Source organism: Amycolatopsis sp. NPDC059657 (assembly GCF_042734395.1).
Taxonomy (GTDB): Bacteria; Actinomycetota; Actinomycetes; order Mycobacteriales; family Pseudonocardiaceae; genus Amycolatopsis.
In genome coordinates this window covers 37,325-59,244 of sequence record NZ_JBHWEB010000049.1, presented here as the reverse complement: position 1 = coordinate 59,244, position 21,920 = coordinate 37,325, and the positions used below count along the sequence as shown (strand labels likewise).

Sequence of the window (21,920 nt, the reverse complement as noted above, 5' to 3'; positions counted from 1 at the left end):
ACTCGTTGTCCCCCCCCCTCCCACACCCCCCGTAGGTTCGGGCGCTGGGGGCGGGCCCCCCCCGTCACCCCCCGGCCGTACCACTCACGACTCCTTGGCTCAGAGGTCGGTGGCGATGATCTTTTCGATGTTGCGCTCGGCCAGTGCGGTGATCGTGACGAAGGGGTTGACGCTGGTGTTGCCGGGGATGAGCGAGCCGTCGATCGCGTAGAGCCCCGGGTGGCCGTGCAGGCGGCCGTAGTTGTCGGTGGCCTTGCCGAGTACCGCGCCGCCGAGCGGGTGGTACGTCAGGTGGTCGCCCCAGATCTTGTACACACCGAACAGATCGGTGCGGTAGATCGTGCCCTCCTTGGCGTTGATCTTGTCGAAGATCGACTTGGCCATGTCGATCGACGGCTGCTTCCACGCGGTCTGCCAGTTGAGGTCGACCTTCCCGGCCGCGCCGTTCCAGGTGAACTCAGCGCGGTTGGGGTTCTTGGTGATCGACAGGTAGAACGAGGCGTAGGTCTCGATGCCCGTCGGCAGCGGGGCGACCTCCGCGAAGGCGCCGCCCGCGGCCCAGTTGTCGATGCCACCACAGGGAATGGAGGACTGGAGCGCGCCCGTCGGGTCCCACATGTGGTTGGCGCGGCCGCACATGACGTTGCCGTTGTCGCCCCAGCCTTTGCCGATCTCGTTGTTGAGGTTGGGCAGCGCGCCGGTCGCCTTGAGCTTGACCAGGAGCTTGCTGGTGCCGACGCTGCCCGCCGCGAAGAACACCTTGTCGGCGACCACGGTCTTCGTCGCGATGGTGTCGCCGTTGGTGTTGAGCTGGTCCATGGCGACCGTGTAGCCGCCGCCGGACGCCGGGGTCACCGAGGTGACCTTGTGCAGTGGCGTGATGGTGACGCGGCCGGTCGCCTTGATCTGCGCGAGGTAGGTCTTCTGCAAGGACTTCTTGCCGTAGTTGTTGCCGTAGAGGATTTCGCCTGCCAGCGCGGACTTCGGGACGGTGCCCGCCGCCTCCTTCTTCATGTAGTCCCAGTCGTACACGTCCGGCACGAAGACGAACGGGAAACCCGAGCGCTGCGCGTGTTTGCGGCCGACGCGTGCGTACTGGTAGCAGTCGGTGGTGTCGAACCAGGCCGGGTCGATGGTGCTGACGCCGAGACCGGCGTTGGCGCGCGGGTAGTAGGTGCTGTACATCTCGTCGGCGTTGACCGTCGGGAGCACGGCGCCGAAGTTCTCACGCCTCGGCGTGACGGCCATGCCGCCGTTGACCAGCGAGCCGCCGCCGACGCCTCGGCCCTGGTACACGATGATCCCGCCGAACTCCTCGGCGTCGAGGATGCCGGTGTAGCGCGGGATGTCCTTGTCGATCGGGAAACCGAGGAAGTTGCTCAGCGGTTGTTTGGTCCTGGTCCGCAGCCAGAAGGACCGCTGGTCGGGGGTGGTCGTGTTGGCGAAGATCTTGCCGTCGGCGCCGGGGGTGTCCCAGGCCATCCCCATCTCGACCATCTGCACGTCGACCCCGGCCTGCGCGAGGCGCAACGCGGCGACCGAACCGCCGTATCCGGTCCCGATCACCAGTGCCGGTACCCGCGTGCCCGGGGTGAGTGGCGGGGCCGCGGAGGCACGGCCGCCGGCGATCGCGGCTCCCAATATAGAACTTGTTCCTACGATGAACGTGCGGCGTGAGACGTCTCCGAAACCCTTATAACTCCTGCTCTTGTCGCCCATGTGATGTTCCTCACTGTCGGCAGATAAGAACAAGTTATACTTGCAGGAGTAAGTCAAGTCACTACGTACTTGTGAGTAACTTTCAGGTTGACGCACCGCGGCAACTTCTCCGTAAAAGTGCTCAGTTGGTGAGCACTTTGGCAGGCAGAGTGGTCCTCATCAGACACACCGAAGGAAGGACCCACCGATGTTGCGAGGACTCACCACCTTCAACGTTTTCGCCGACGACGTCACCGCCGCCGCGGCCTGGTACACCGAGTTCTTCGGTACCGAGCCGTACTTCGCCCGCCCGCTCGAGGGCCCGCCCTCGTACGTCGAGTTCCGCATCGGCGACTACCAGGCCGAGTTCGGCATCGTCGACAGCCGGTTTTCCCCGCACGGCAAGTCGGAAAAGCCTGCGGGTGCGCTGACCTACTGGGCCGTCGACGACGTCCAGGCCACCTTCGACCGGCTGCTCGAACTCGGCGCCACCGTCCACGACAAGATCGTCGAGCGCGGCCCCGGTTTCGTCACCGCTTCGGTGATCGACCCGTTCGGCAACATCCTCGGCATCATGTTCAACCAGCACTACCTGGACATCCTGGCCACGAAGGGTGCCTGACGATGCACACGTTTTCCGCGGCCACCACTGAGGAATGGCGCGACTGGCTAATCCACAATGGACAGTCCGAAAAGGAAATCTGGCTGATCATCCACCACAAGGACAGCGAGACGCCGAGCATCCGCTACCACGAGGCGATCGAGCACGCGCTCTGCTTCGGCTGGATCGACGGCCTGCATCGCAAGCACGGCACCGGAAGTTCCCAGCTCCGCTTCACCCCGCGCACCGCGCGCAGCTCGTGGAGCGAGGTCAACCGCGAGCGCGCCGCGCGCATGATCGAGCAGGGCCTGATGACCCCGCACGGCCAGGCGCTGATCGATCTCGCCAAGGCGAAGGGCACCTGGGAGGTCTCGATGCCCGACGATCTGCGCGAGCAGCTCACCCGCGAACCGGCGGCGCACGCGAACTACGAGAAGTTCCCGCCGTCGTCGAAACGCCTGATCCTGCAATGGATCGTGACCGCGAAGAAGCCGGAAACCCGGCAGCGCCGCATCGCGGAGACGGTCACGCTCGCGGCGGCGAACATTCGCGCCAATCATTAACCACAAAGCCGATCAACGCCAGAGCGGCATCACAGCAAATCGGCCAGCGTCAGGCGCTAAGTCGTCGTTGCTCTTGACATCGCGCCAACATGGTGATTCCCGTAACACGCTGCCTAACGGAAGCGATAATCACCGGCACCGAAACAAGAGCCAGAATCCCAGCAGAGGAGACCGCGTACGTGCAGGCCAACACGCTGACGCCGCAAAAGTTGTTCGAGCCGCAGGTTCGGTACGTGATCCCGGTGTTTCAGCGCCCGTACGTGTGGCAGGTCGAGAAGCAGTGGGAACCACTGTGGGCAGACGTGCGCGCGGTCTCCGAGGAGTTGCTCGACAGTCAACTCGGCGGCAAGACCGCCGAAGTGCCGCCCCACTTCATGGGCGCAGTCGTACTTGATCAGCAACCGAATCCGGCCGGGTTCATCCAAGTCAGGCATGTCATCGATGGACAGCAGCGGCTCATCACACTTCAGTTGCTCCTCAACGCGGCGCGTCAAGTCGCCGAGAAGCACGGTCGTCCTCGCGATGCCGCGCTGCTGAAAGCGCTTGTCCGCAATCCCGAACACATCATCGACGAGCCGGACGAACTACTCAAGGTCTGGCCGATCCAGGCTGACCGCACCGCTTTTCAAAACGCCATGGATGACGATCCGGAAAACGACTCAAGCGAACATCGCGTCAGCAAGGCAATCGTCTTTTTGCGTGAGCGTATCGAAGCCTGGGCACTGGACGCCGAGGATGAACGCGAACCCGCGGATCGTCTTCGCGCATTGACCATGGCACTGGCACTTCACCTGAAACTGGTCGTCATAGACCTCGAACCTGGCGATAATGCACAGGCGATCTTCGAAGCACTCAACGATAGGGGCAGCCCGCTGCTCGCGGCCGACCTTGTCAAAAATGCCGTATTTCAGGCCGCCGAACGCCAGAAGCAAGACACTGAGCTCCTTGATCGTGAGTACTGGGACGCGTTGTCCGGTGATTACTGGCGCTTCGAACTCCGGCAAGGTCGCCTGGTCCGGCCGCGGATCGACGTCTTCCTCAACTACTGGTTGACGATGCGCCGAGCCCATCTCGTGCCCTCGGATCGCATCTTCGCAGACTTCCGCGATCACGTACTCGCAGGCGCAGACGATGTGCGCCCTGTGCTCTCAGAGCTCAAAGCCGACGCCGCTTGCTATCGGCAGCTCAGCGAACAGCCACCGCATTCCACGCCCGGTACTTTCTACTACCGCATCATCGAAGTCATGGACATCGCGGCAACCATGCCCCTGCTTCTCTGGTTGCAGAGGCCGAACTCGGCAGTGCCGACAGAGGCGCGAGACAGGGCTTTGCGGGCAGTGGAGAGCTGGCTCGTCCGACGAATGATCTGTCGTGTCACGTTGGCGGACACCAACAGCGTCGTCGTCGAGCTTCTGCGCCACCTCAAGCAGGCCGCACCAGCAGACGTCGGAAGCGAGTGCGAGAGGTTCCTCGCAGAACAGTCCGGCGACTCTCGACGGTGGCCACTCGACAACGAGGTGATCAGCAGCCTTTCACGCATCCGCTTCTATTCGATCATGATTCCGCGGCGACGCGGCCGCATGATCCTGGAAGCGTTGGAGGACAGCTACCGCACGTCTCATACGGAAGAAACCCACTGCCGCCGTGGGGAGCTCACGATCGAGCATGTGCTGCCGCAGACCTGGCAAACCCATTGGGCTCTTCCGGATGACGACAAGTCAGCCGAGGCCGAACGCAATCATCGGGTGCAGACCTTGGGTAACCTCACGCTCCTTACCAGCCGGTTGAATCCGCTGGTTTCGAACTATCCGTGGACACGCCAGGACAGCGGCGAAGGACCACGAGGCAAACGCGAAGCTCTCAACGAACACAGTGTGCTCATGCTCAACAAACACCTGATCGACGCGCATCCGCAGAACTGGAGCGACGCGGATATCGACCGACGCACACGGGCCCTCGCGGAACAGGTGGTCCGCATCTGGCCTCGGCCAGCGAACTGACCACCGGGGTCGTGAGTGTTGCGGGCGGTTATTGGGCGGAAGGTCAAAGGTGTCATGTTGTGCTGGGCGACCTTGGCCAGCGTCAGCCCTCCTCGAATGAGTGACTGTGGAGGATTTGCGGCGTTAGGCGACGCGAATCCTCCACGGTCAGCCTGCCAGGGCTTCGGGCGAGGGTTCCCCAACTGCATCGAGCGGAGGCAGGGAAACCCCTCGTTCAGCATGGGCGAGTGGTAACTCTGCTCCGTTAGATGCAGCAGAGTCACCACTCGCGGACTCCGCCAGCACCCCATCGTGAAGCGAGGGTGCCCCCGAGTGCGTACTACGCACCCAAAGGCCCCCTCGCTTCACGCCCACCCGAGGCTTCGGCGCGCCTCACCAGCCAGCCACATTTGGCTTTCAGCACAATAACCGCCCGCAACGCTCACGAGTCCTTTGAAACTCAGCCCGCGGAGGACGTCTTACGGGCGGGGAGCTTCCAGCCGGGCCGGATGAAGTGGCAGGTGTACCCGTTCGGGTACCGCTCCAGGTAGTCCTGGTGCTCCGGCTCGGCCTCCCAGAACGGCCCGGCCGGCTCGACCTCGGTGACGGCCTTACCAGGCCAGAGCCCGGAGGCGTCGACGTCGGCGATGGTGTCCTCGGCGACGCGCTTCTGCTCTTCGCTGGTGTAGTAGATGGCCGACCGGTAGCTCAGGCCGAGATCGTTGCCCTGACGGTTCTTGGTCGTCGGGTCGTGGATCTGGAAGAAGAACTCCAGCAGCTCACGGTAGGTGATGCGCTCGGGGTCGAACAGGATCTCGATGGCCTCGGCGTGCGTGCCGTGGTTGCGGTACGTGGCGTTGGGCACGTCGCCGCCGGTGTAGCCGACGCGGGTGGCGAGCACGCCGTCGTACTTGCGGATCAGGTCCTGCATGCCCCAAAAACAGCCGCCCGCGAGCACGGCCTTCTCGCTGGTCACAGTCATGTCCTCACTCTCCTCGCTGAGGTTCAACAGCACCTGGTCTCCGGCGATTCCCGGCGGCTCTACGCCACCTTACGTACCGCCGAGAGACGACACCGGGCGGACGCCGCGCCCCAGGTCGCGCGGACATGCTGAGCGCCTACCCGAACGAAGGAGAAAACATGAACGCGCGAGTGCTCACCATGGCCGGTCTGCTGATCGGCGCCATCGGGATCGCGGTGCTGTGGGCGTCAGGGGTCGTCTTCCCGTTCTACCCGCCGCCGGGGATCCTGATCCTGAGCGCGGGCACGATCTTCATCGCGCTGGTGAAGTGGCGGTGGGCGCCGCTCGTGGGCACCGCGCTCGGCTTGTTCATCATCGCCGGCTTCCTGATCAGCCCGACCGGGATCGGCAACCTGACCGGCGACTACGGCGCCGCCACCTCGATCGGCACGGTGATCCAGCTCGCGGGTGTGCTGACCGCGACCATCGCCGGCGTGGCCGCGGCCGTTCCCGCGCGCCGGGTCATGGGCTGACGACCGCCGCGAAGGCCGCCCTGATGTCGGCGTCGGACGGGGTCACGTACATCTCCGATGGCGGCCCGAGGTCGGCGATGAGGCTGGAGCGCGAGTAGTGGATGGTCTGGGGGCAGCTCGTGCCGCCGATCTCCGGGCGGGTGTCGGCCACGAGCTTGCCGGTCCGCAGCTCATAGGCGCGGATCGGGATCACGATCTTCTTGAACGTCACGTCCGTCGGGAAGCCGCGGATGCTCCCCTTGCTCGTGTACGGGCAGGTCCGGACCGGTGTGCCGTACTCCGCCTTGCCGACGCAGACGATCAGCGCCGCGTCTTCGGGACCCGAGGCCCGCCACTCGGCGGGAAGGCTGCCCGTGTAGGCCGTGTCGCCGTACATGAGCGTGCGATTCGGTCCTTTCGCGTACGAAGGCGCGCCGCTGTACTGCGCGGGGTTCCTGCAGTAGCTGGGTTCCGAGGTGCCGTACGCGCCTGACAGCAGGCCGCGGACGTCCTTGAGTTCGATCGCCAACGTGGCTTTCCGGGCGCCCTCTTCGGCCTTGGCCGTGAGGTCCCGGTCCCGGCCGCGGTAGTGGTCGAGGTATTGCTGATACCGCGCCCGCGCGGGTTCCAGGTAGCCGCCGGCCGCGAGCTGGTCACCGCAGCCGACGAGCGTGACGGGCTCGGTCCGGCCGATCGCCTCCACGGACCGGTCGAGGTCGTTGTTGGTGAACTGGCGAGCGCGAAGCCAGTCGGTGACTTTGGCGGTCTCGCAAGGATTCTTGGCCGGCAAGCCCGTGAGGAAACCGTCGAGTGTCTTGCCGACCATCTTTTCGTGGCCAGGCACTTCCGCGAGCACGGACGTCAGAGTCTCGAAACCGGCCTGCAGCGCGGCAGTGTCGCCGGTCAATCCGGTCGCGAGGCTGCCTGCGGCGTTTTGGATCCGGTGACACGCTTCGGCGGTCCGCTCACCGCGCACCGTCAGCGGGCCGTCGGCGATGCGGTGACCGAGCCACAGCCGGTCGATCGCGGCGAGCGCGGGCGCGCAGTCACCGCTTTCGCGCGCTTCGGTGACCGTGTCTTCGATCATGGCCGCGCCGAACCGGAGCAGTCCCACGATCAGCAGCACCGGGACCGCGACGACCAAAGCGACCAGGCGCTGGCCGTTCAGCACCGCCCGCGTGCCACGCCGCGTGGCCAGTGACCAGCCGTGCGCGATCGAGAGCAACCACCAGCACAGCGTGGTGATCTCCACCCAGAGCTCGCGGGCCGAGGCGAGCATGATCACGAGCGTGAGCGTGATCAGCCAGGTGAGAACGGCGAGCCCGCGCCGTTTGAGAAGCAGGTAGCCGACGCCGAGCAGCGAGGCGTTCCCGATCGCGACGGCCAGCGGATCGCGCGGCGCGGGCTCCGGCTCCGCCAGGAAGTCCGGCCGGTACTCGGGTGCGAGGTCCATGCCGGTGATTGTGCGGACCGCGACTGGGAGGGGTCCCGGTGTTCAGGCCGGGAAAGAACGGCTCAAGTGATCCTGGAGCCGGGCATGGCGGAACTGGTAGACGGCGCCCGCCTGCCGCAGGACCCCGCGCTGGTAAGCGTCTTCGAGGAACGCGAGCATCGCCCACGGCAGCTTGCCGGTCAGCGGCAGCCAGATACGCGCGAGGATCACCCACTGTCCCCACGCGGTGAACGCGAACGCGTACGCGAAGCCCGCGCCGAGGCCGCCGACCGCGCCGATGAGCAGTCCGCCGCTGAACGTCCAGATGAGCTCGCCCAGCACGCCTTGCAACGCACCGACCACGAGCCAGCCCGCGACCAGGATCGCGACGACGAGCAGCGGCACGAGCAGCAGCAACTGGCGGATGACCGTCGCGCGGTTCGCCGCGATCAGGCCTGCCGGGCTGGTGACCGCGTTCAGGTCGAGCGGCGCCTCGACCGCGGCCGCGAGCCCGAAGACCGGACCGGCGGCGAGCCCGAAGATGAGGCCGGTGGTGATCATGTTGACCGCCGCCCCTTCCATCACCTCGCCGAGTTCCGGTGGGAAGCCGAACATGAGCAGGCGCGCCAGCATGGTCGCCGGGCCGTAACCGAGCCCGACCACGAACCCGCCCAGCATCCCGGCGCCGAACCGGAGCACGAATCTCCTGGCGCGCCCGCTGCCCCGGTCGCCGCGGCCGAACAGCCGCACGCGCATCCGCGACGGCTCGAACACCGTCCCGCCGACGACCACCATCAGCCCGTAGACCAGCCCGAAACCGAGGCCGACGACCGGGCCGATGAACAGGCCGTCGATGAGGCCGGCGCGCAGGCCGAAGGCGGCGCCGAAGTTGATCATGTCGACCGGCAGGAAGAACAGCCAGTCGAACAACGCCGTCGTGACCGTGGCGACCAGCACCACGGTGAGGATGCGCGACGACCTGCTCAGCGAGTTGCCGAGCTGCCACCACGCCAGATCGCGGGTCTCCAGCCGGTCGAGGTGTCGCGCGAGGTACCCGAGCCAGCGCTGCGCGCGGTCCGCCGCCCAAGTCCGGCGCGAAGCCGCGGCGCCGGGCTGCTGCCGGTAGACGGTCGGCACGAAGCTGCCGAGCAGGTGGTCTTCGAGTGCTTCGCGGCCGGGGAACCGGGTCGTGTCCAGCAGCACGGCCGGGTCCTGGCCGGGGGTGTCGCTGTAGACGGTCCTGGCCAGCACCACCATCAGCGGGGTGGTCAGCACCGCGGCGAGGTCGGCGGCCCGGTCCTCACGGAGTTCGGTGAGCACGGGATCCCAGACCGTGCCGCCGCCGGCGTTGCGTCGCGTGGTGCGGGGCAGGTAGTTGGCCAGGTCCTCCGGCGTGAGGTCGATCAGCTCGATACCGGCGGCGCCGGTCAGCACGTCGGTGGCCGCGACCGCGCCCGCGTATTCGTCCGGCCTGCTGGTCAGCAGCAACGGCAGGGTCGTGGCGTTGAGCGCCTCCAGCGCGGGGCCGTGCAGACCGGCGGCGAGCTCGTCGAACCCGTCCAGCACCGGCAGGATGTGACCGGCTTCGACCAGCGCGGCCGCCAAGGTCGGGTGGCCGGGAGCGCGTTTGGTGAGGCCCGGGTAGTCGCGGAGCAGCTGGGCGGTCAGCCAGTCGCGCAGGGTGCTGGCGGTCGGATCCCAGGAGCCGAGGCTGAACACCACCGGGACCGGCTCGCCGGGAGTGCGTGTGCGCAGGTAGTCGAGCACGAACCGCAGCGTCAGCACGGTCTTGCCCGACCCGGCGCGCCCGAGCACCACCAGCCGCTGCGACGGGATCCGCCGGTAGGTGCCGTCGATCTCGTCCAGCGAGCCGGTCAGGTTCAACGGGACCGCGGCGGCACCGGCCGGGACGCGGCCGATGTTGTCGTCGTGATCCGTGAGCAGCGCGGCGACCGGCTGCCACCGCACCGGCAGCGGGAACGGGTCGTGGATGCGGCGCTGCTCCTCCTCACGCTGCCAGCGGCCGCCGACCACGCGGGCGAGTTCGTCGGCGGCGTCGGTCAGCGCGTCGCGCGGTACGGGTTCCGGCTCCGGGGCGGGCTCTTCCGGCTCGGTCTCACCGGCTTCGGACAGCAGCTTGCGGCGCTCGACCGGTGAGATGTCGAGTGCTTCGGCGAGCAGCTTCACGGTGCCGAGCCGGGGGTCGGTCGGGTCGCCGGTCTCCAGCCTGCGGATGGTGCGCACGCCGACGGTGGACCGTTCGGACAGCTGCTCCTGGGTCATCCCCGCCTGCCGCCGCAACTGCCGCAGCAGCGTGCCGAACTCGCTCGCCAATTCCCCTCGCCCCTCGCATCGGCGTGTGTTCTTCCCGTGATCGACCATAGCGTGGGTACCGGCCGTATTTGGCCGGTTTCCGACCTGGTCCGCTGACCAGCGGCAAAGCCAGTATTGGCACGGTCAACCTTGTGATCAACCTGCGAAATGAGTTGGGAATCCGATGAAGACGCGTTTCCGGAGTCCGCGTGGCACCGCCGCCGTGGTGGCGGGCCTGGCCTTCGCTTCCGCGCTGGCCGCGCCAGCCGCCGTCGCCGAAGCGGTGACACTGCCGCACTTCGAAAACGGTTTCGGGCTCACCGTGGTCCAGCAGCCCGCCTGGGTGGACGAGAGCGACGGCCGCCGCACGTTCACCTTCAGCGTGAGCTCCGACCAGGTGCCGACACCGACGCTGCTGCCCGGCCAGATCGCCGGCCAGCACCTGATCATGGTCACCCTCCCCGACGGCTACGACGACGCGGCCGCGACCCGCTACCCCGTGCTCTACAACCTGCACGGCAACCCCGACCGGCCGAACACGATCCCCAACCTGGAGATCACCGAGAAGTCGACCAAGAAGGCCCCGCTGATCACGGTCGCGCCCAATGGCGTCCGCAGCTGGTACTCGAACTGGGTCAACCCCGGCGCGGTCGGGCCGCAGAACTGGGAGAACTTCCACCTCGGCCAGCTGATCCCGCTGATCGACGCGAACATGAAGACGATCGGCTCGAAGGAGGGCCGGGCCATCGTCGGGCACTCGATGGGCGGCTTCGGCGCGTTCCACTACGCCGAGCACCGGCCCGACCTGTTCAGCTACGTCGGCGCGCTGTCCGGCGGGCTCGACCTGCTGAGCCAGGAGATCCGCGCCGCGGTGATCGGCACCTCGGTCGACTCGAGCGCCGGTGTCCCGACGGTGGGCGCCGACGCGATCTTCGGCCCGCCGATCTGGCCGTTCGACGGGATCTGGAACGCGCAGAGCCCCGCACAGCACGTGTCCTCGCTGCGCGGCATGGGCGTCGCCCTGTACACGGGCAACGGCGGCAACCTGCTGGACAACCCGATCCAGGCGGTGTTCGAGAACCGGGCACGGGAGACCGCGCTGGTGACGGCGGCCAACCTGAACGCGGCAGGCATCCCGTACTACTTCGCCGACTACGGCGACGGCAGCACCTGGGCGCCGGGCTGCACCGGCAAGCACGCGCAGCAGCCGTGCCTGCAGGCCGACATGGACCACTTCGTCCCGCTGATCATGGGGCGGCTCCAGCACCCGTGACCGTCCGCCTGCCGGGCGGTGAGGGGGCCGCCCGGCAGGCCCGAAAGGACCACCATGGCCGAATACCGGTCACGCCGGGAATCCGGTGGCGGCGGCGGGGGCTGCCTGGCGATCGTGGGGCTCTTGTTCGTGCTCCTGCTGCTCGTGTCGACCTGCCGCGAGGCGCCGAGACGCGAGCAGCTGCCAGGTCAGGAAGGCCAGCGCGAGAATCAGGTACACGTTGCCGATCACGTGCTCCACCGGCGACCAGGCGAGTTCGCGATCGCCGCCGGCGGGCGGGAGCGTGAACGGCGGTATGACGAACACCGCGGCGAGCACGAGCGTCAGCCATGGTTTCGCGGACCTGGCGAACACGAGCAGCGCGGGCGCGATCCACACCCAGTGGTGTGACCAGGAGATCGGCGAGATCACCAGCGCGGCGGCCGCGGTGACCATGACCGCCATCGGCGCCTCGACCCGGCCGATGACGAGCGCGGCGGCGACGAGCACCAGCAGCACGAGCACCCACCAGAGCAGCCCGTCAGGCGGCAGGTGCAGCCTGCGCAGCGCCGCCGCGATCGTCTGGTTGGTGTTGAGCGGTGAACCGCTGATCCCGGAGGCGCTGGTCAGCTGGCCGCCGAACCAGTACTTGACCGAAGCGGCGGGCGCCATGACGAACGCGAGCAGGCTGGCAGCGGCACCCGACACGACGACCGTCAGCGCGGCACGGAAATCCTTGCGCAGCAAGAAGAACAGCAAGAACGCGGCCGGGGTGACCTTGATGGCCGCCGCGATGCCTATCAGCATGCCCCTTGGCCAGGGCGGCTTCTCGGCGAGGCAGTCGATGACCACCAGCGCCATCAGCACCATGTTGATCTGGCCGAACGACAGGGTGTTACGCACCGGTTCCAGCGCGAGCGACGGCACGGTCGCGACCAGCGCGGCCACCGAGGCCATGCGGGGCGTGACCGTCCACAAGCGACGGATGACGACCCGCAGCGCCGCCCAGAGCGAGGCCATGGTCGCCGCGATGAGCAGCACCGAGGCCACGGCCAGCGGCGGGAGGGCCAGCGGCAGCATCACCAGCGCGCCGAACGGCGGATAGATGAACGGGAGCGAGACGCCCAGGCGGGTGACGGGCAGCGGTCCGTACAGGTCGTGGCCAGCGACCAGCGCCTGCGAGCCGAACCGGTAGACCTCCAGGTCCAACGGCCCGAAACTGCAGAAGGTGGGTAAGACCGCGAGCGCGACCAAGACCGCGCTCACGATCAGCAGCAGCTCACCTCGCTTGGGTGTCACGCGGCACCCACCAGCGCTGCCGGACGGCGGCGGGACGCGATCTGCCTGCCGCGCGCGATCATCGGCGTTTCGATCCAGCGGTACAGCACGCAGGCGATGCCGAGCGCGACCGCCACGGTGGCGGCCGCCTTCACGTAGCCGGACGGCGCGAGCAGGCCGGTCACCGCGGCGGCCATGACCTGGCTCAGGTAGAGCCCGTAGGACCGGTCGCCCACGAAGGTCAGCGGACGGCACGCGAGCACCCGCTGCACCGGGCCGGGCGCGAGCGCGGCGACCAGCAGGACCGCCGACACGACCGCGTAGATCGGGGTGAACCAGGGAATCCCGCCGACCAGCGGCACCAGGTCACCGACACACAGCTGGAACACGCAGAAGCCGACCGCGATCGGCACGGCCACGACCGGCCGCATCAACGGGCGTACCAGCGCGAAACCCTTGGGGTGGTGCATGAGCAGCCCGAGCAGGCAGCCGATCACCAGCGAAACGTAGTGCGCCGCGAGCTTTCCCCAGCCCTGTCCGTGTGTCAGCGGCAGCACCACCGCGACGACCGCCACCACCGACACCACGCAGATTCCCGCGCGCAGCCAGAGTTTCCGGCTCTTCGCCAGCGCGGTGAGCACCAGCAGCGCCGGCCAGACGAAGTAGAATTTCTCTTCGACACCGAGTGTCCACGACATGCCCAGCGGGGTGTTGTAGTCGACGAGTTCGTTGCCGAACACGAGGTACAACGGCATCGCGTCGCCCAGCCTGGTGCTCCAGTAGGTCCCGCCGATGAGGACGAACACCGTCGTCAGCGCGAGCACCGTGTAGTACACCGGCATGATCCGGAACACCCGGCGGATCCAGAACGCGCGCAGCGAGATCCGCCCGGCGCGGTCCTCCTCGCGCAGGCTCAACGTCGTGATCAGGAAGCCCGACAGCACGAAGAACAGGTGCACGGCGATCCAGCCCTGCAGCCTGTCCAGCGCGGGCCCGCCATAGTGGAAGAACACCACGGCGGCCGCGGCGAGCGCGCGCAAGCCGGTGAGCCCGTGGAACTGGCGGGTGGCGAGGTACTCGGCATGACTCATCGGCATGCCGAGCAGCTTCGGGCTCAGTCGCTGAAGCGAACCTTAAGATCGCTGAAGACGTCTTCAGCTTTCCACGCGCGGCAGCCTCACGGTCAGCACGGAGCCCTCAGCTGAGACGGTGCCGCCGTGTGCGTGCGCGATCTCGGCGACGATCGCGAGGCCAAGCCCGGAGCCACCCTCGTCACGGTCGCGGCCGTCGTCGAGCCGCACGAACCGGTCGAAGACGCGCTCGGCGTCCTCTTCAGGGATGCCCGCGCCGTCATCGGCGACGGTCAGCACGCAGTCATCGTCCACGATGGACACCGTGACGCGCACACTCGACGTCGCATGGCGTTCCGCGTTGTCGACGAGGTTGCGCAGCAGCCGGGTGAGCCTGGTCCGGTGACCCAGCACCACCGCCGCTCTGTCCACATCGGACTCGATGGTGACGCCTTCGCGTGGCTCGCGGCCGTCGAGACAGGCCGCGACGATCTCGGCCAGCGGCACCGGGACCAGCCCGGTCTCCGCCGCTTCGACCTTGCTGAGCAGCAGCAGGTCGGCGACCAGCTCTTCCATCCTCGTGACGTCGAGCAGCGCGTTCTCACACGACGGCCGCCATTCGATCTGGTCGGGGTAGGTGAGCAGCACCTCGAGCTGGTTGCGCATCGAGGTGAGCGGGGTGCGCAGCTCGTGCGAGGCGTCGGCGGTGAACTGGACCTGCCTGGTCATCGCGGTGTCCAGCCTGTCCAGCATGGTGTTCATGGTGGCGGCCAAGCGAGGGATCTCGTCACGGCCGCCGGGCTCCGGCACGCGGCGGCCGAGGTCGTGCCCGCTGATCTCCGCGACCTCCCGGCGCAACGCTTCGACCGGGCGCAGTGAGCTGCGGACGGCGAACCAGGCGATCACGCCGATGAGCAGTGACACCAGCGGAATCCCGACCAGCAGCAAGGTTCGCGTCGTCTCGGCCGCCGTCAGAGCGGCCGCGTCGATCGTGGCCGCCGCGTACACGACGTAGCGTTGGTCTTCGGAATATCCCATAGCGTTGTACAGCGGAATCGGCTGCGACTCGTCCAGCTGCTCCGGTTTGTCCCGATAGGCATATTCCTGCAGCTCGGCCAGGCAATTCATCGGCTCTCGCTGGTTACGGTCCACGTCATACAGCCTGAAGTCGGTAAAGCCCGTTCCAGCCGACTCCGCCCGCGCGATCAGCGGCTTCCCATTCCAGGTCGCCGGGCAGCTCGCCACCCGCTTTCCCTCCCGATCGAGGATCTCGTAGAGCAGGTCGGGAACCCTGCTGTTGATCTTGTCCACCGGGGTGCCCGCGTTCAGCAGCTCCTGGATCCGGTAGACCCGCTGCTTGGCCGTGTACGTGGCGGTCGCTTCGAGCCGGTCCTGTGTCTGCACGACGAACACGACCCCGATGGCGCCGAGCGCGATCATCGACGACAACGCGGCCGCGGCCGCGACCCGGAGGCGCGTGGACCGCCGCAGATCACGAAGCATTCGGCACCACCAGATATCCGGCACCGCGCACCGTCCTGATGGTCTCGGCGCCGAACGGGGTGTCGATCTTCCGCCGCAGCGCGCTGATGTGCACCTCCACCACATTGGCGGTCGCGGTGGACGCGAAGTCCCACAGGTTCTCGAGCAGCTCGCTCTTGGTGACCACCGTGCCAGGCCGCCGCAGCAGGTAGGCGAGCAGCGCGAACTCCTTGGCGGTCAACGGGATCTCCGTCTCGCCGCGACGGCAGCGATGGCTGCCGGTGTCGAGTTCGAGGTCGCCGAGCCGCAGCGGACCGGCCTGAGTGGACCCACCGCGCCGGATCAGCGCCCGCAGCCGCGAAAGCAGCACCGGATAGGAGAACGGCTTGGGCAGGAAGTCGTCGGCGCCGGTGTCGAGCGCCTCGATCTCGTCGTGCTCCCCGTCCTTGGCGGTGAGCATCAGGATCGGCGTCGTGTCCCCGTTCGCGCGCAGGCGCTGGCAGACGCGGTAGCCGTTCAGCCCCGGCAGCATGATGTCGAGGATCATCGCCGAATACGGGTTCTCCCCGGCGAGCCACAGCGCGTCGCGGCCGTTGTTCGCGACGTCGACGGCGTAGCCCTCGGCCGTGAGGCCCGCACGCAAGGACTCGGCGAGCCGCCGTTCATCCTCGACCACCAATACGCGCATCCCGGTACGGTCTCACATCATGACCGCGCCGAACTGGATCACCACACCCCTCACCGCGGACCTCCTGCGTGGCGCGCAGGACCTGGAGCGCACCGCCAACGGCCTGCTCCCCCACCGGCTGCCCGCCTGGGCACGCGCGCAGTGCGCCGACCCGCAGCTGGCCACGGCGGAATCGAAGCCGTCCGGCGTCCGGCTGGCCTTCCACACCACGGCGGGTGCGGTCGAACTGGACGTCTTCCGCACCAAAATGGACCTCCGCGGCCTGCCTCCGCGTCCCGACGGCTGCTTCGACCTGGTCATCGACGGCGAACTCAGCGCGCAAGCCCGCACGAGCGGCGGCGACGTCCACGTGGCGGATCCGGTGACCGGGGCCGTCGAAACCACATCGGGCCCGCACTGCACGCTGCGCTTCACCGGCCTGCCGCCGGGCGCCAAGGACGTCGAGATCTGGCTGCCGCACAACGAACGCGTCGAACTCGGCGCACTGCGCACCGACGCCCCGGTCCAGCGGGCACCCGACCGAGGCAAGCGGGTCTGGCTGCACCACGGCAGCTCGATCAGCCAGGGCTCCAACGCCGCGAGCATCACCGGCATCTGGCCGATGGTGGCCGCTTCGCTCGGCGGGGTCGAGCTGATCAACCTCGGCCTCGGCGGCAGTGCGCTGCTCGACCCGTTCACCGCCAGGACCCTGCGCGACACCCCGGCCGACGTGATCAGCGTCAAGCTCGGCATCAACCTGGCCAACGCCGACCTCATGCGCCTGCGCGCCTTCGGCCCGGCGGTCCATGGCTTCCTCGACACCATCCGCGAAGGCCACCCGGCCACCCCGCTCCTGGTCGTCTCCCCGATCTTCTGCCCGATCCAGGAGGACACCCCCGGCCCGGTCGCCTTCGACCTCGACGCGATCCGCGAGGGCGAACTCCGCTTCGTGGCGACCGGCGATCCCGCCGAGCGCGCCGCCGGGAAGCTGACGCTCAAGGTCATCCGAGAGGAACTCGCGCGGATAGTGCGGGAGCGGGCCGATGCCCGGCTGTCCTATCTGGACGGTCTGGAGCTGTACGGGGAAGCGGACTTCGCCGAACTTCCGATGCCGGACCGCCTGCACCCCGACGCCGCCGCGCACCGCCGGATCGGGGAACGCTTCGCCAAGCTGGCTTTCGGGCCTGGCGGCCCCTTCTGGTCGTGAGTGTTTAGACCGGTTAGAACCGGCCGTACCACTCACGACCCCTGAGCGAAAAGGTCGGCCACGGCTCGACGCAAGGTCTCGCGGACCGTCTCGGCGTCGTCGAGGTCACCGCCGCTGAGCGCGCCGTCGCGCAGCAGGACCAGTACGCGGGCGGCGTGGTCGGGATCGGGATGCCCGAGCGTGGCCGACAGGTCGCGGAGCACGCCGAAGAACCAGGCGCGGTGGTCGTCGATGACCTGGCGGACCTTGTGCTCGGGGTCCGGGTACTCGGCGGCGGCGTTGAGGAACTGGCAGCCGCGGAAGTCCTCGCCCGTGGTCGCGTTGCCGACGACGGCCATGGTGTCGACCAGCGCCTCCAGCGCGGGTTTGTCCTGCCGCGCGGCGGCGACGGCCGTCCTGATGCGCTCGCTCGTGAGTGCCAGGTAGGCCGCGACCAGATCGTCCTTGGCGGGGTAGTGCCGGTAGAAGGTCGCCCTGGTCACGGCTGCTTCGGAGGTCAGGCGGTCGACGCCGACCGCGTGGATGCCCTCCGCGTAGAACAGGCGCGCCGCGGTTTCGAGCAGGCGCTCCTTGGGGTGAACCTCACCGGTCCTCATGCCCGCATCGTAGAGAAAGAACGTTCGTTCCACAAGATGGGTCTCATCACATTGCCCCAGCCCCGGCAGCACCCCATGATTGCTAGCAGAAAGACCGTTCGTTCTCTCTCGAAGCCCAAGGAGTCACCATGACCGCCACCAAGCCCACCATCGTCCTGGTCCACGGCGCGTTCGCCGACTCGTCCAGCTGGACCGGCGTGGTCTCGAAGCTGCGCGAGCAGGGCTATCCGGTGATCGCCGCCGCCAACCCGCTGCGGGGTGTCGAGTCCGACGCGGCCTACGTCGCGGACGTCGTCAACGGCGTGTCCGGCCCGGTCGTGCTGGCCGGCCACTCCTACGGCGGCGCATTGATCAGCCGCGCGGCCGCCGAGACGCCGAACGTGCGGGCGCTGGTCTACATCGCGGCCTTCCAGCCGGACAACGGCGAGAGCGTGTTCGAGCTGTCCGGCCGGTTCCCGGGCGGCAAGCTCGGGCCGGACACCACGAATGTCCTTGTCGCACAAGGCAAGCCCGAGCTGTCGATCAAGACGGAGGACTTCGCCGAGGTGTTCGCCGCCGACGTGCCCGCCGAGACCGCGGCGATCATGGCGGTCACGCAGCGGCCCGTCGCCGAGGCGGCTCTGGCCGCGCCGTTCGACGCCGTCCCCGCGTGGACGAAGCTGCCTTCGTGGGCACTGATCGCCAACCACGACAACGCGATTCCCGCCGCCGCCCAGGAGTTCATGGCCAAGCGCGCCTCGTCGGAGATCACCAGGATCGACGCCTCGCACGCCGTCGCGGTCTCCCAGCCCGGCATGGTGGCCGACGTCATCATCGCCGCGGCCACCCACACCGCCTAGCGCAAGACGCGAAAGATGCCCCCGTCGCCGGGGGCATCTTCGCCGCTACCAGGGCTGCCAGGCGCCGTTGTACCACTGCTCGTTGGCGTCGTCGTTGTGATGGTCGACGTTGAAGTCGTTGGGATAGTTGTTGACGTGGTTGTGCGGGTAGGTCCAGATGCCGGCGGACTCGTCACAGACGTAGTCCCAGTGGCAGATCGACTTCACCGGCACGTTGCCGAAGAACCGGTCGGCGCCGGCGAGTGGAGCGCCGACGAACCCGCCGAACGGCACGCTCCCGCCATTGGCCCCTGGCGGCGCCTGGCGCTTGGGGTCGGAGACGAGGATGGCGTTGACGTTGTCGAACGTCTGCCAGTTCTCGGTGACCCAGGTGTGCACGACAGCGGCGCCCAGCGAGTAGCCTGCCACCTTCGCGTGCTGCCACGGGCAGGCGGCGCGCTGGTCGCGGATCAGCCGGTTCAGCTCATTGACGCCCGCACGGGCGCTGGCGCCGTTCGGGATGGCCGTCGGGTAGCCGACGTGCTGCTGGATGTTGCCGGTGAAACCGTCGTTGTTCCACGAGCTGCCGGTGCCACCGACGACGATCGTGTACGTGCCGTCGCACGAAGCCGCGTGTGCCGCAGGCGCCTGTGCCAGAGAAATCCCCGCTGTGGCCAGAAGACCGGCCAGCAGCACCGAAGTCCTTTTCTTCTTCATGACGGCGACGCTAACGAGATCCGATGAAATCTCGATGACACCGCTCAGGCGCGCTCCCCCGCGCTCCGCTCGACACAGAACTCGTTGCCTTCCGGGTCGAGCAGCGTGACCCAGCCGCGCCCGTCGGGCTTGCGGTGGTCCTCGTGCAGCGTGGCGCCCAGCGCGAGGACGCGCTCCACTTCGGCGTCACGGGTGCGCTCGGTCGGCATCCAGTCGAAGTGGACGCGGTTCTTCACCGTCTTGGGCTCGGGCACGCGGATGAACAGGAAGCCGGGTGCCGGAGCGGGAGCTTCGACGAGGACCTCCGGATCACCGGGAACGTCCTCATCGGACAGCGGCCAGCCGGTCACGGCACTCCAGAAGGTCGCGAGCGCGTACGGATCGGCGCAGTCGATGGTCACGTGGCGAAGGATCATGAACCGCAGCCTAAAGCGGTACGAGGGTGACGAGGTTGTCAGCCGGGTCGACGGTGGCGTGAAAGCGGGCGCCGACCTTGAACTCGGGTTGGCCCGGGGTCCGGTACCACGCTTCGAACGGCGGCACCTCCGCGCCGGCGATCCGCAGTCTCAGCACCGCCATTTCCGTTGAGCCGTCATGGACATCCTCCAGTTCGATGACGAGGATCTCGGCGACGGCCCGCCGTCCCGCCGCGCGCAACCGCTCGGTGTCCTGCTTCTCGTCGCCCGCGTCCCACCAGCTCGCGAATCCGAGGAACAGCGAGAAGAGCACCACGAGGGCCACGTGCCACCAAGCCCAGCCGAGATCACCGGAGACCAGCAGCGCGGGCAGTACCGGCACCGGCAGCCAGAACATGACCGCCATGACGCGATGCATGAACCGCGAGCCGCGGCCACCGGTCGACGCCTGCCTGCTCATCCGGTGATCGTGCCCGGCGCCGCCGCCGCCGGACGAGGGCAATATTGCCGGTCCGCCACCGTCGCGTGGTCAAGCCCGCTGCTCGGCGGGTGCCGCAGGGGTGGTTCAACGTTGCGAACGGGGCGTTCGCAACGCTGAGCGACACATACGCCCCGTTCATTCCGTCCACGCCGCCCCGCAAAGCAGGCAAATGCGACATCGCGGGCGAAATTCAGCCGCTTGAGTCCTTTGTGGACGTTAGATGGGTTGCGGCCGGGCCACCGACGACGGCCCGACCGACCCGGGTTTCACGTGCTCACGTGCCGATTGACAACGCGGGCCAAGCCTCAACTGCCCAGCATTGCGTATATCTGACTGAAGGAGGCCCTCACTCAGCTGCCCTGGGGGTAAGCCACATTTGGTTTTTCCCTCAATAACCGGCGACCAGCACCGGCAGGATCACGCGACGCTAGAGCAGCGGCAGCGGAGCGAACGCGTAGTCCTGCCAAAGCAGCCGGGACGTCTCTTCCGGATACGCGGCGACCGTCGACGGCGTGTCGAAGATCCGCGTAAGCCGTCCCTCGGGTTCGTAAGCGGGCCAACCTGGATCGCCATGCGTAGCGAACGCGATCCACGCGGCGCGCATGTCCGCGGACACCGCCTCGGCGGCCGCCACGTCCTCGATGAGCATGGCGGGCTGCCCGCGTTGCAGGTTTCCGAAGACGAGCGGCACGTCAAGCCCATGGCAAGCGCCGAGAATCCCAGACCACGTCAGCTCGTACAGATAGGTACGCCCCGTCTTGGCAAGGTGAAGCGACGGCATGCGGAACAGCCAATCCGAGTTGACGAACTCAAGTAGCTCATCCGGGCTCACTCCAGGAAAACTTTCCCGATACCGCCGCGCGTCCGGGGCCAAGACCTCCAACGGCGCCGACGCGTTCTCGATCACGCTGAAGAGCCGTTGCTCGTCACGCGTATGCCCGGCGATGATGTCGACTTGCCGGCTGGCCTCCCACGGAGTCGTCGGCAGCACCTCCCCGTCGACAACCGGCGCGAACGGGATCGACCGATGCGCGGCCTGCCCCCAGCGCGTCCGCTGCCCGATCTTCGCGGTCACCTCGTCCCCGGCGGCAGGCAGCTCACGAGGGTCCACAGTAGACAGTTGACTCACCGTGGGCAGTAACTCGTACTCGGCGGCGAACGCGGCGGCGATATCACCGGCCAACTCCGGCGTGAAGTACGTCCCCGGCACACTTTGCGCGATCGCCCGCCGGAAGAGCCCCTCCGCCAGCGGCATCACCAGCAGCGAGGCGACCGACCCACCACCCGCCGACTGCCCGAACACCGTCACCAGGTCCGGATCGCCCCCGAAGGCCCGGATGTTGCCGCGCACCCATTCGAGCGCGGCCACCTGATCCAGCAACCCCCGGTTGGCGGGCGCCCCTTCGATCCGCGCGAACCCCTCGATCCCCACGCGATAGTTGAACGTCACCAAGACAACCCCGTCGCGCGCGAGCCTGGCGCCGTCGTACTCGGCCAGGCCCGACATGCCGATCCCGTAGCCGCCGCCCTGGATCCAGACCATGACCGGCAGCCCGGCTCCCTGGCTTGGCTCAGGCGACCAGACATTGACGGTGAGCCAGTCATCGCCCCCGGGCACCGCGTCCATGCCGAAAGCGCCTGCCTGCGGTGGCGGCGGGCCGAACTCGACGGCTTCGCGTAGTCCGTCCCAGTGCCGGACCGGCCGGGGCGCGGCGAAGCGGAGTGCGCCGACCGGCGGCTCGGCGAACGGGATGCCACGGAAGACCGCGATCCCCGATTCGCGGGTGCCGCGCAGTTTCCCAGCCGTCACGCGGACCTCAGGCCTGTCGCTCACCGCGCGAATCATCCTCGGTGAATCCCCAAGCGCGCCACCGAAT

The 21,920-nt window shown here is 67.8% G+C and carries 20 protein-coding genes; 7 read left to right on the top strand and 13 right to left on the bottom strand.

Annotated features, from left to right (window positions below; translation table 11 throughout):
• Nucleotides 1-99: 99 nt before the first annotated feature.
• The gene (locus ACFV15_RS25640) at nt 100-1,641 is read right to left on the bottom strand and encodes a GMC oxidoreductase (RefSeq protein ID WP_378353138.1); all 1,542 of its coding nucleotides are present in this window, start codon (nt 1,639-1,641) and stop codon (nt 100-102) included.
• A gap of 265 nt (nt 1,642-1,906) precedes the next feature.
• Between ACFV15_RS25640 and ACFV15_RS25635 the strand changes: the two genes are divergently transcribed.
• From ACFV15_RS25635 to ACFV15_RS25625, 3 genes are all read left to right on the top strand, one after another.
• Nucleotides 1,907-2,320, top strand: a complete 414-nt coding sequence (locus tag ACFV15_RS25635; protein WP_378353137.1) for a VOC family protein — start codon at nt 1,907-1,909, stop codon at nt 2,318-2,320.
• A 2-nt stretch (nt 2,321-2,322) separates the two neighbouring features.
• Complete coding sequence (locus tag ACFV15_RS25630; protein WP_378353136.1) at nt 2,323-2,862, top strand: YdeI family protein; 540 nt, start codon at nt 2,323-2,325, stop codon at nt 2,860-2,862.
• Nucleotides 2,863-3,041: 179 nt separating this feature from the next.
• Nucleotides 3,042-4,862, top strand: a complete 1,821-nt coding sequence (locus tag ACFV15_RS25625) for a DUF262 domain-containing protein (RefSeq protein ID WP_378353135.1) — start codon at nt 3,042-3,044, stop codon at nt 4,860-4,862.
• A gap of 439 nt (nt 4,863-5,301) precedes the next feature.
• Here ACFV15_RS25625 and msrA read toward each other — a convergent pair whose 3' ends face one another.
• On the bottom strand, nt 5,302-5,823 hold the full coding sequence (gene msrA / locus ACFV15_RS25620; RefSeq protein WP_378353134.1) for a peptide-methionine (S)-S-oxide reductase MsrA: 522 nt from the start codon (nt 5,821-5,823) through the stop codon (nt 5,302-5,304).
• A 158-nt stretch (nt 5,824-5,981) separates the two neighbouring features.
• Here msrA and ACFV15_RS25615 point away from each other — a divergent pair, with 158 nt between their 5' ends.
• Nucleotides 5,982-6,335, top strand: coding sequence for a hypothetical protein (locus ACFV15_RS25615; RefSeq protein WP_378353133.1), 354 nt, complete (start codon nt 5,982-5,984; stop codon nt 6,333-6,335).
• Here ACFV15_RS25615 and ACFV15_RS25610 read toward each other — a convergent pair.
• On the bottom strand, nt 6,325-7,767 hold the full coding sequence (locus ACFV15_RS25610; protein WP_378353132.1) for a hypothetical protein: 1,443 nt from the start codon (nt 7,765-7,767) through the stop codon (nt 6,325-6,327). The two genes, ACFV15_RS25615 and ACFV15_RS25610, sit on opposite strands and share 11 nt — an antisense overlap.
• 42 nt (nt 7,768-7,809) lie before the next feature.
• On the bottom strand, nt 7,810-10,080 hold the full coding sequence (locus ACFV15_RS25605; protein ID WP_378353131.1) for an NACHT domain-containing protein: 2,271 nt from the start codon (nt 10,078-10,080) through the stop codon (nt 7,810-7,812).
• Between the two features lie 163 nt (nt 10,081-10,243).
• On the opposite strand from ACFV15_RS25605, the gene ACFV15_RS25600 reads away from it, so the two are divergent.
• Nucleotides 10,244-11,332, top strand: a complete 1,089-nt coding sequence (locus ACFV15_RS25600) for an alpha/beta hydrolase (RefSeq protein WP_378353130.1) — start codon at nt 10,244-10,246, stop codon at nt 11,330-11,332.
• A 69-nt stretch (nt 11,333-11,401) separates the two neighbouring features.
• Here ACFV15_RS25600 and ACFV15_RS25595 read toward each other — a convergent pair whose 3' ends face one another.
• Genes ACFV15_RS25595 through ACFV15_RS25580 form a run of 4 tightly spaced genes read right to left on the bottom strand, consistent with a single transcriptional unit; the run spans nt 11,402 to nt 15,829 of the window.
• On the bottom strand, nt 11,402-12,610 hold the full coding sequence (locus ACFV15_RS25595; RefSeq protein ID WP_378353129.1) for a glycosyltransferase 87 family protein: 1,209 nt from the start codon (nt 12,608-12,610) through the stop codon (nt 11,402-11,404).
• Nucleotides 12,607-13,686, bottom strand: coding sequence for an acyltransferase family protein (locus ACFV15_RS25590; RefSeq protein WP_378353128.1), 1,080 nt, complete (start codon nt 13,684-13,686; stop codon nt 12,607-12,609). Before ACFV15_RS25590 ends, ACFV15_RS25595 begins: the two co-directional genes overlap by 4 nt.
• 57 nt (nt 13,687-13,743) lie before the next feature.
• The gene (locus ACFV15_RS25585) at nt 13,744-15,162 is read right to left on the bottom strand and encodes a sensor histidine kinase (RefSeq protein WP_378353127.1); all 1,419 of its coding nucleotides are present in this window, start codon (nt 15,160-15,162) and stop codon (nt 13,744-13,746) included.
• The gene (locus tag ACFV15_RS25580; protein WP_378353126.1) at nt 15,152-15,829 is read right to left on the bottom strand and encodes a response regulator transcription factor; all 678 of its coding nucleotides are present in this window, start codon (nt 15,827-15,829) and stop codon (nt 15,152-15,154) included. Before ACFV15_RS25580 ends, ACFV15_RS25585 begins: the two co-directional genes overlap by 11 nt.
• A gap of 19 nt (nt 15,830-15,848) precedes the next feature.
• Here ACFV15_RS25580 and ACFV15_RS25575 point away from each other — a divergent pair, with 19 nt between their 5' ends.
• Nucleotides 15,849-17,015: a GDSL-type esterase/lipase family protein gene (locus ACFV15_RS25575; RefSeq protein ID WP_378353125.1), complete on the top strand. Its 1,167-nt coding sequence runs from the start codon at nt 15,849-15,851 to the stop codon at nt 17,013-17,015.
• A gap of 32 nt (nt 17,016-17,047) precedes the next feature.
• Here the strand turns inward: ACFV15_RS25575 and ACFV15_RS25570 are convergent, their stop codons facing one another.
• On the bottom strand, nt 17,048-17,611 hold the full coding sequence (locus ACFV15_RS25570; RefSeq protein ID WP_378353124.1) for a TetR/AcrR family transcriptional regulator: 564 nt from the start codon (nt 17,609-17,611) through the stop codon (nt 17,048-17,050).
• A gap of 128 nt (nt 17,612-17,739) precedes the next feature.
• Here ACFV15_RS25570 and ACFV15_RS25565 point away from each other — a divergent pair, with 128 nt between their 5' ends.
• Nucleotides 17,740-18,450 (top strand): alpha/beta fold hydrolase, encoded by a 711-nt coding sequence (locus ACFV15_RS25565; protein WP_378353123.1) that lies wholly within the window; start codon nt 17,740-17,742, stop codon nt 18,448-18,450.
• Nucleotides 18,451-18,495: 45 nt separating this feature from the next.
• Here ACFV15_RS25565 and ACFV15_RS25560 read toward each other — a convergent pair whose 3' ends face one another.
• The 4 genes from ACFV15_RS25560 to ACFV15_RS25545 form a co-directional block, all read right to left on the bottom strand.
• Nucleotides 18,496-19,146, bottom strand: a complete 651-nt coding sequence (locus ACFV15_RS25560; protein WP_378353122.1) for a cutinase family protein — start codon at nt 19,144-19,146, stop codon at nt 18,496-18,498.
• Between the two features lie 44 nt (nt 19,147-19,190).
• Nucleotides 19,191-19,562 (bottom strand): VOC family protein, encoded by a 372-nt coding sequence (locus ACFV15_RS25555; RefSeq protein WP_378353121.1) that lies wholly within the window; start codon nt 19,560-19,562, stop codon nt 19,191-19,193.
• Nucleotides 19,563-19,572: 10 nt separating this feature from the next.
• Nucleotides 19,573-20,022 carry a hypothetical protein gene (locus tag ACFV15_RS25550; protein WP_378353120.1) on the bottom strand — a complete coding sequence of 150 codons (450 nt, stop codon included), beginning with the start codon at nt 20,020-20,022 and terminating at the stop codon, nt 19,573-19,575.
• A gap of 448 nt (nt 20,023-20,470) precedes the next feature.
• Complete coding sequence (locus ACFV15_RS25545; RefSeq protein WP_378353119.1) at nt 20,471-21,877, bottom strand: carboxylesterase/lipase family protein; 1,407 nt, start codon at nt 21,875-21,877, stop codon at nt 20,471-20,473.
• Nucleotides 21,878-21,920 lie beyond the last annotated feature (43 nt).

What these genes read in the sequence shown, in the direction of transcription:
- ACFV15_RS25635 (WP_378353137.1), top strand. Translation starts at nt 1,907, where the DNA reads ATGTTGCGAGGACTCACCACCTTCAACGTTTTCGCCGACGACGTCACC.
- ACFV15_RS25630 (WP_378353136.1), top strand. Translation starts at nt 2,323, where the DNA reads ATGCACACGTTTTCCGCGGCCACCACTGAGGAATGGCGCGACTGGCTA.
- msrA (WP_378353134.1), bottom strand. Translation starts at nt 5,823, where the DNA reads ATGACTGTGACCAGCGAGAAGGCCGTGCTCGCGGGCGGCTGTTTTTGG.
- ACFV15_RS25615 (WP_378353133.1), top strand. Translation starts at nt 5,982, where the DNA reads ATGAACGCGCGAGTGCTCACCATGGCCGGTCTGCTGATCGGCGCCATC.
- ACFV15_RS25610 (WP_378353132.1), bottom strand. Translation starts at nt 7,767, where the DNA reads ATGGACCTCGCACCCGAGTACCGGCCGGACTTCCTGGCGGAGCCGGAG.
- ACFV15_RS25600 (WP_378353130.1), top strand. Translation starts at nt 10,244, where the DNA reads ATGAAGACGCGTTTCCGGAGTCCGCGTGGCACCGCCGCCGTGGTGGCG.
- ACFV15_RS25590 (WP_378353128.1), bottom strand. Translation starts at nt 13,686, where the DNA reads ATGCCGATGAGTCATGCCGAGTACCTCGCCACCCGCCAGTTCCACGGG.
- ACFV15_RS25585 (WP_378353127.1), bottom strand. Translation starts at nt 15,162, where the DNA reads ATGCTTCGTGATCTGCGGCGGTCCACGCGCCTCCGGGTCGCGGCCGCG.
- ACFV15_RS25580 (WP_378353126.1), bottom strand. Translation starts at nt 15,829, where the DNA reads ATGCGCGTATTGGTGGTCGAGGATGAACGGCGGCTCGCCGAGTCCTTG.
- ACFV15_RS25575 (WP_378353125.1), top strand. Translation starts at nt 15,849, where the DNA reads ATGACCGCGCCGAACTGGATCACCACACCCCTCACCGCGGACCTCCTG.
- ACFV15_RS25570 (WP_378353124.1), bottom strand. Translation starts at nt 17,611, where the DNA reads ATGAGGACCGGTGAGGTTCACCCCAAGGAGCGCCTGCTCGAAACCGCG.
- ACFV15_RS25565 (WP_378353123.1), top strand. Translation starts at nt 17,740, where the DNA reads ATGACCGCCACCAAGCCCACCATCGTCCTGGTCCACGGCGCGTTCGCC.
- ACFV15_RS25560 (WP_378353122.1), bottom strand. Translation starts at nt 19,146, where the DNA reads ATGAAGAAGAAAAGGACTTCGGTGCTGCTGGCCGGTCTTCTGGCCACA.
- ACFV15_RS25555 (WP_378353121.1), bottom strand. Translation starts at nt 19,562, where the DNA reads ATGATCCTTCGCCACGTGACCATCGACTGCGCCGATCCGTACGCGCTC.
- ACFV15_RS25550 (WP_378353120.1), bottom strand. Translation starts at nt 20,022, where the DNA reads ATGAGCAGGCAGGCGTCGACCGGTGGCCGCGGCTCGCGGTTCATGCAT.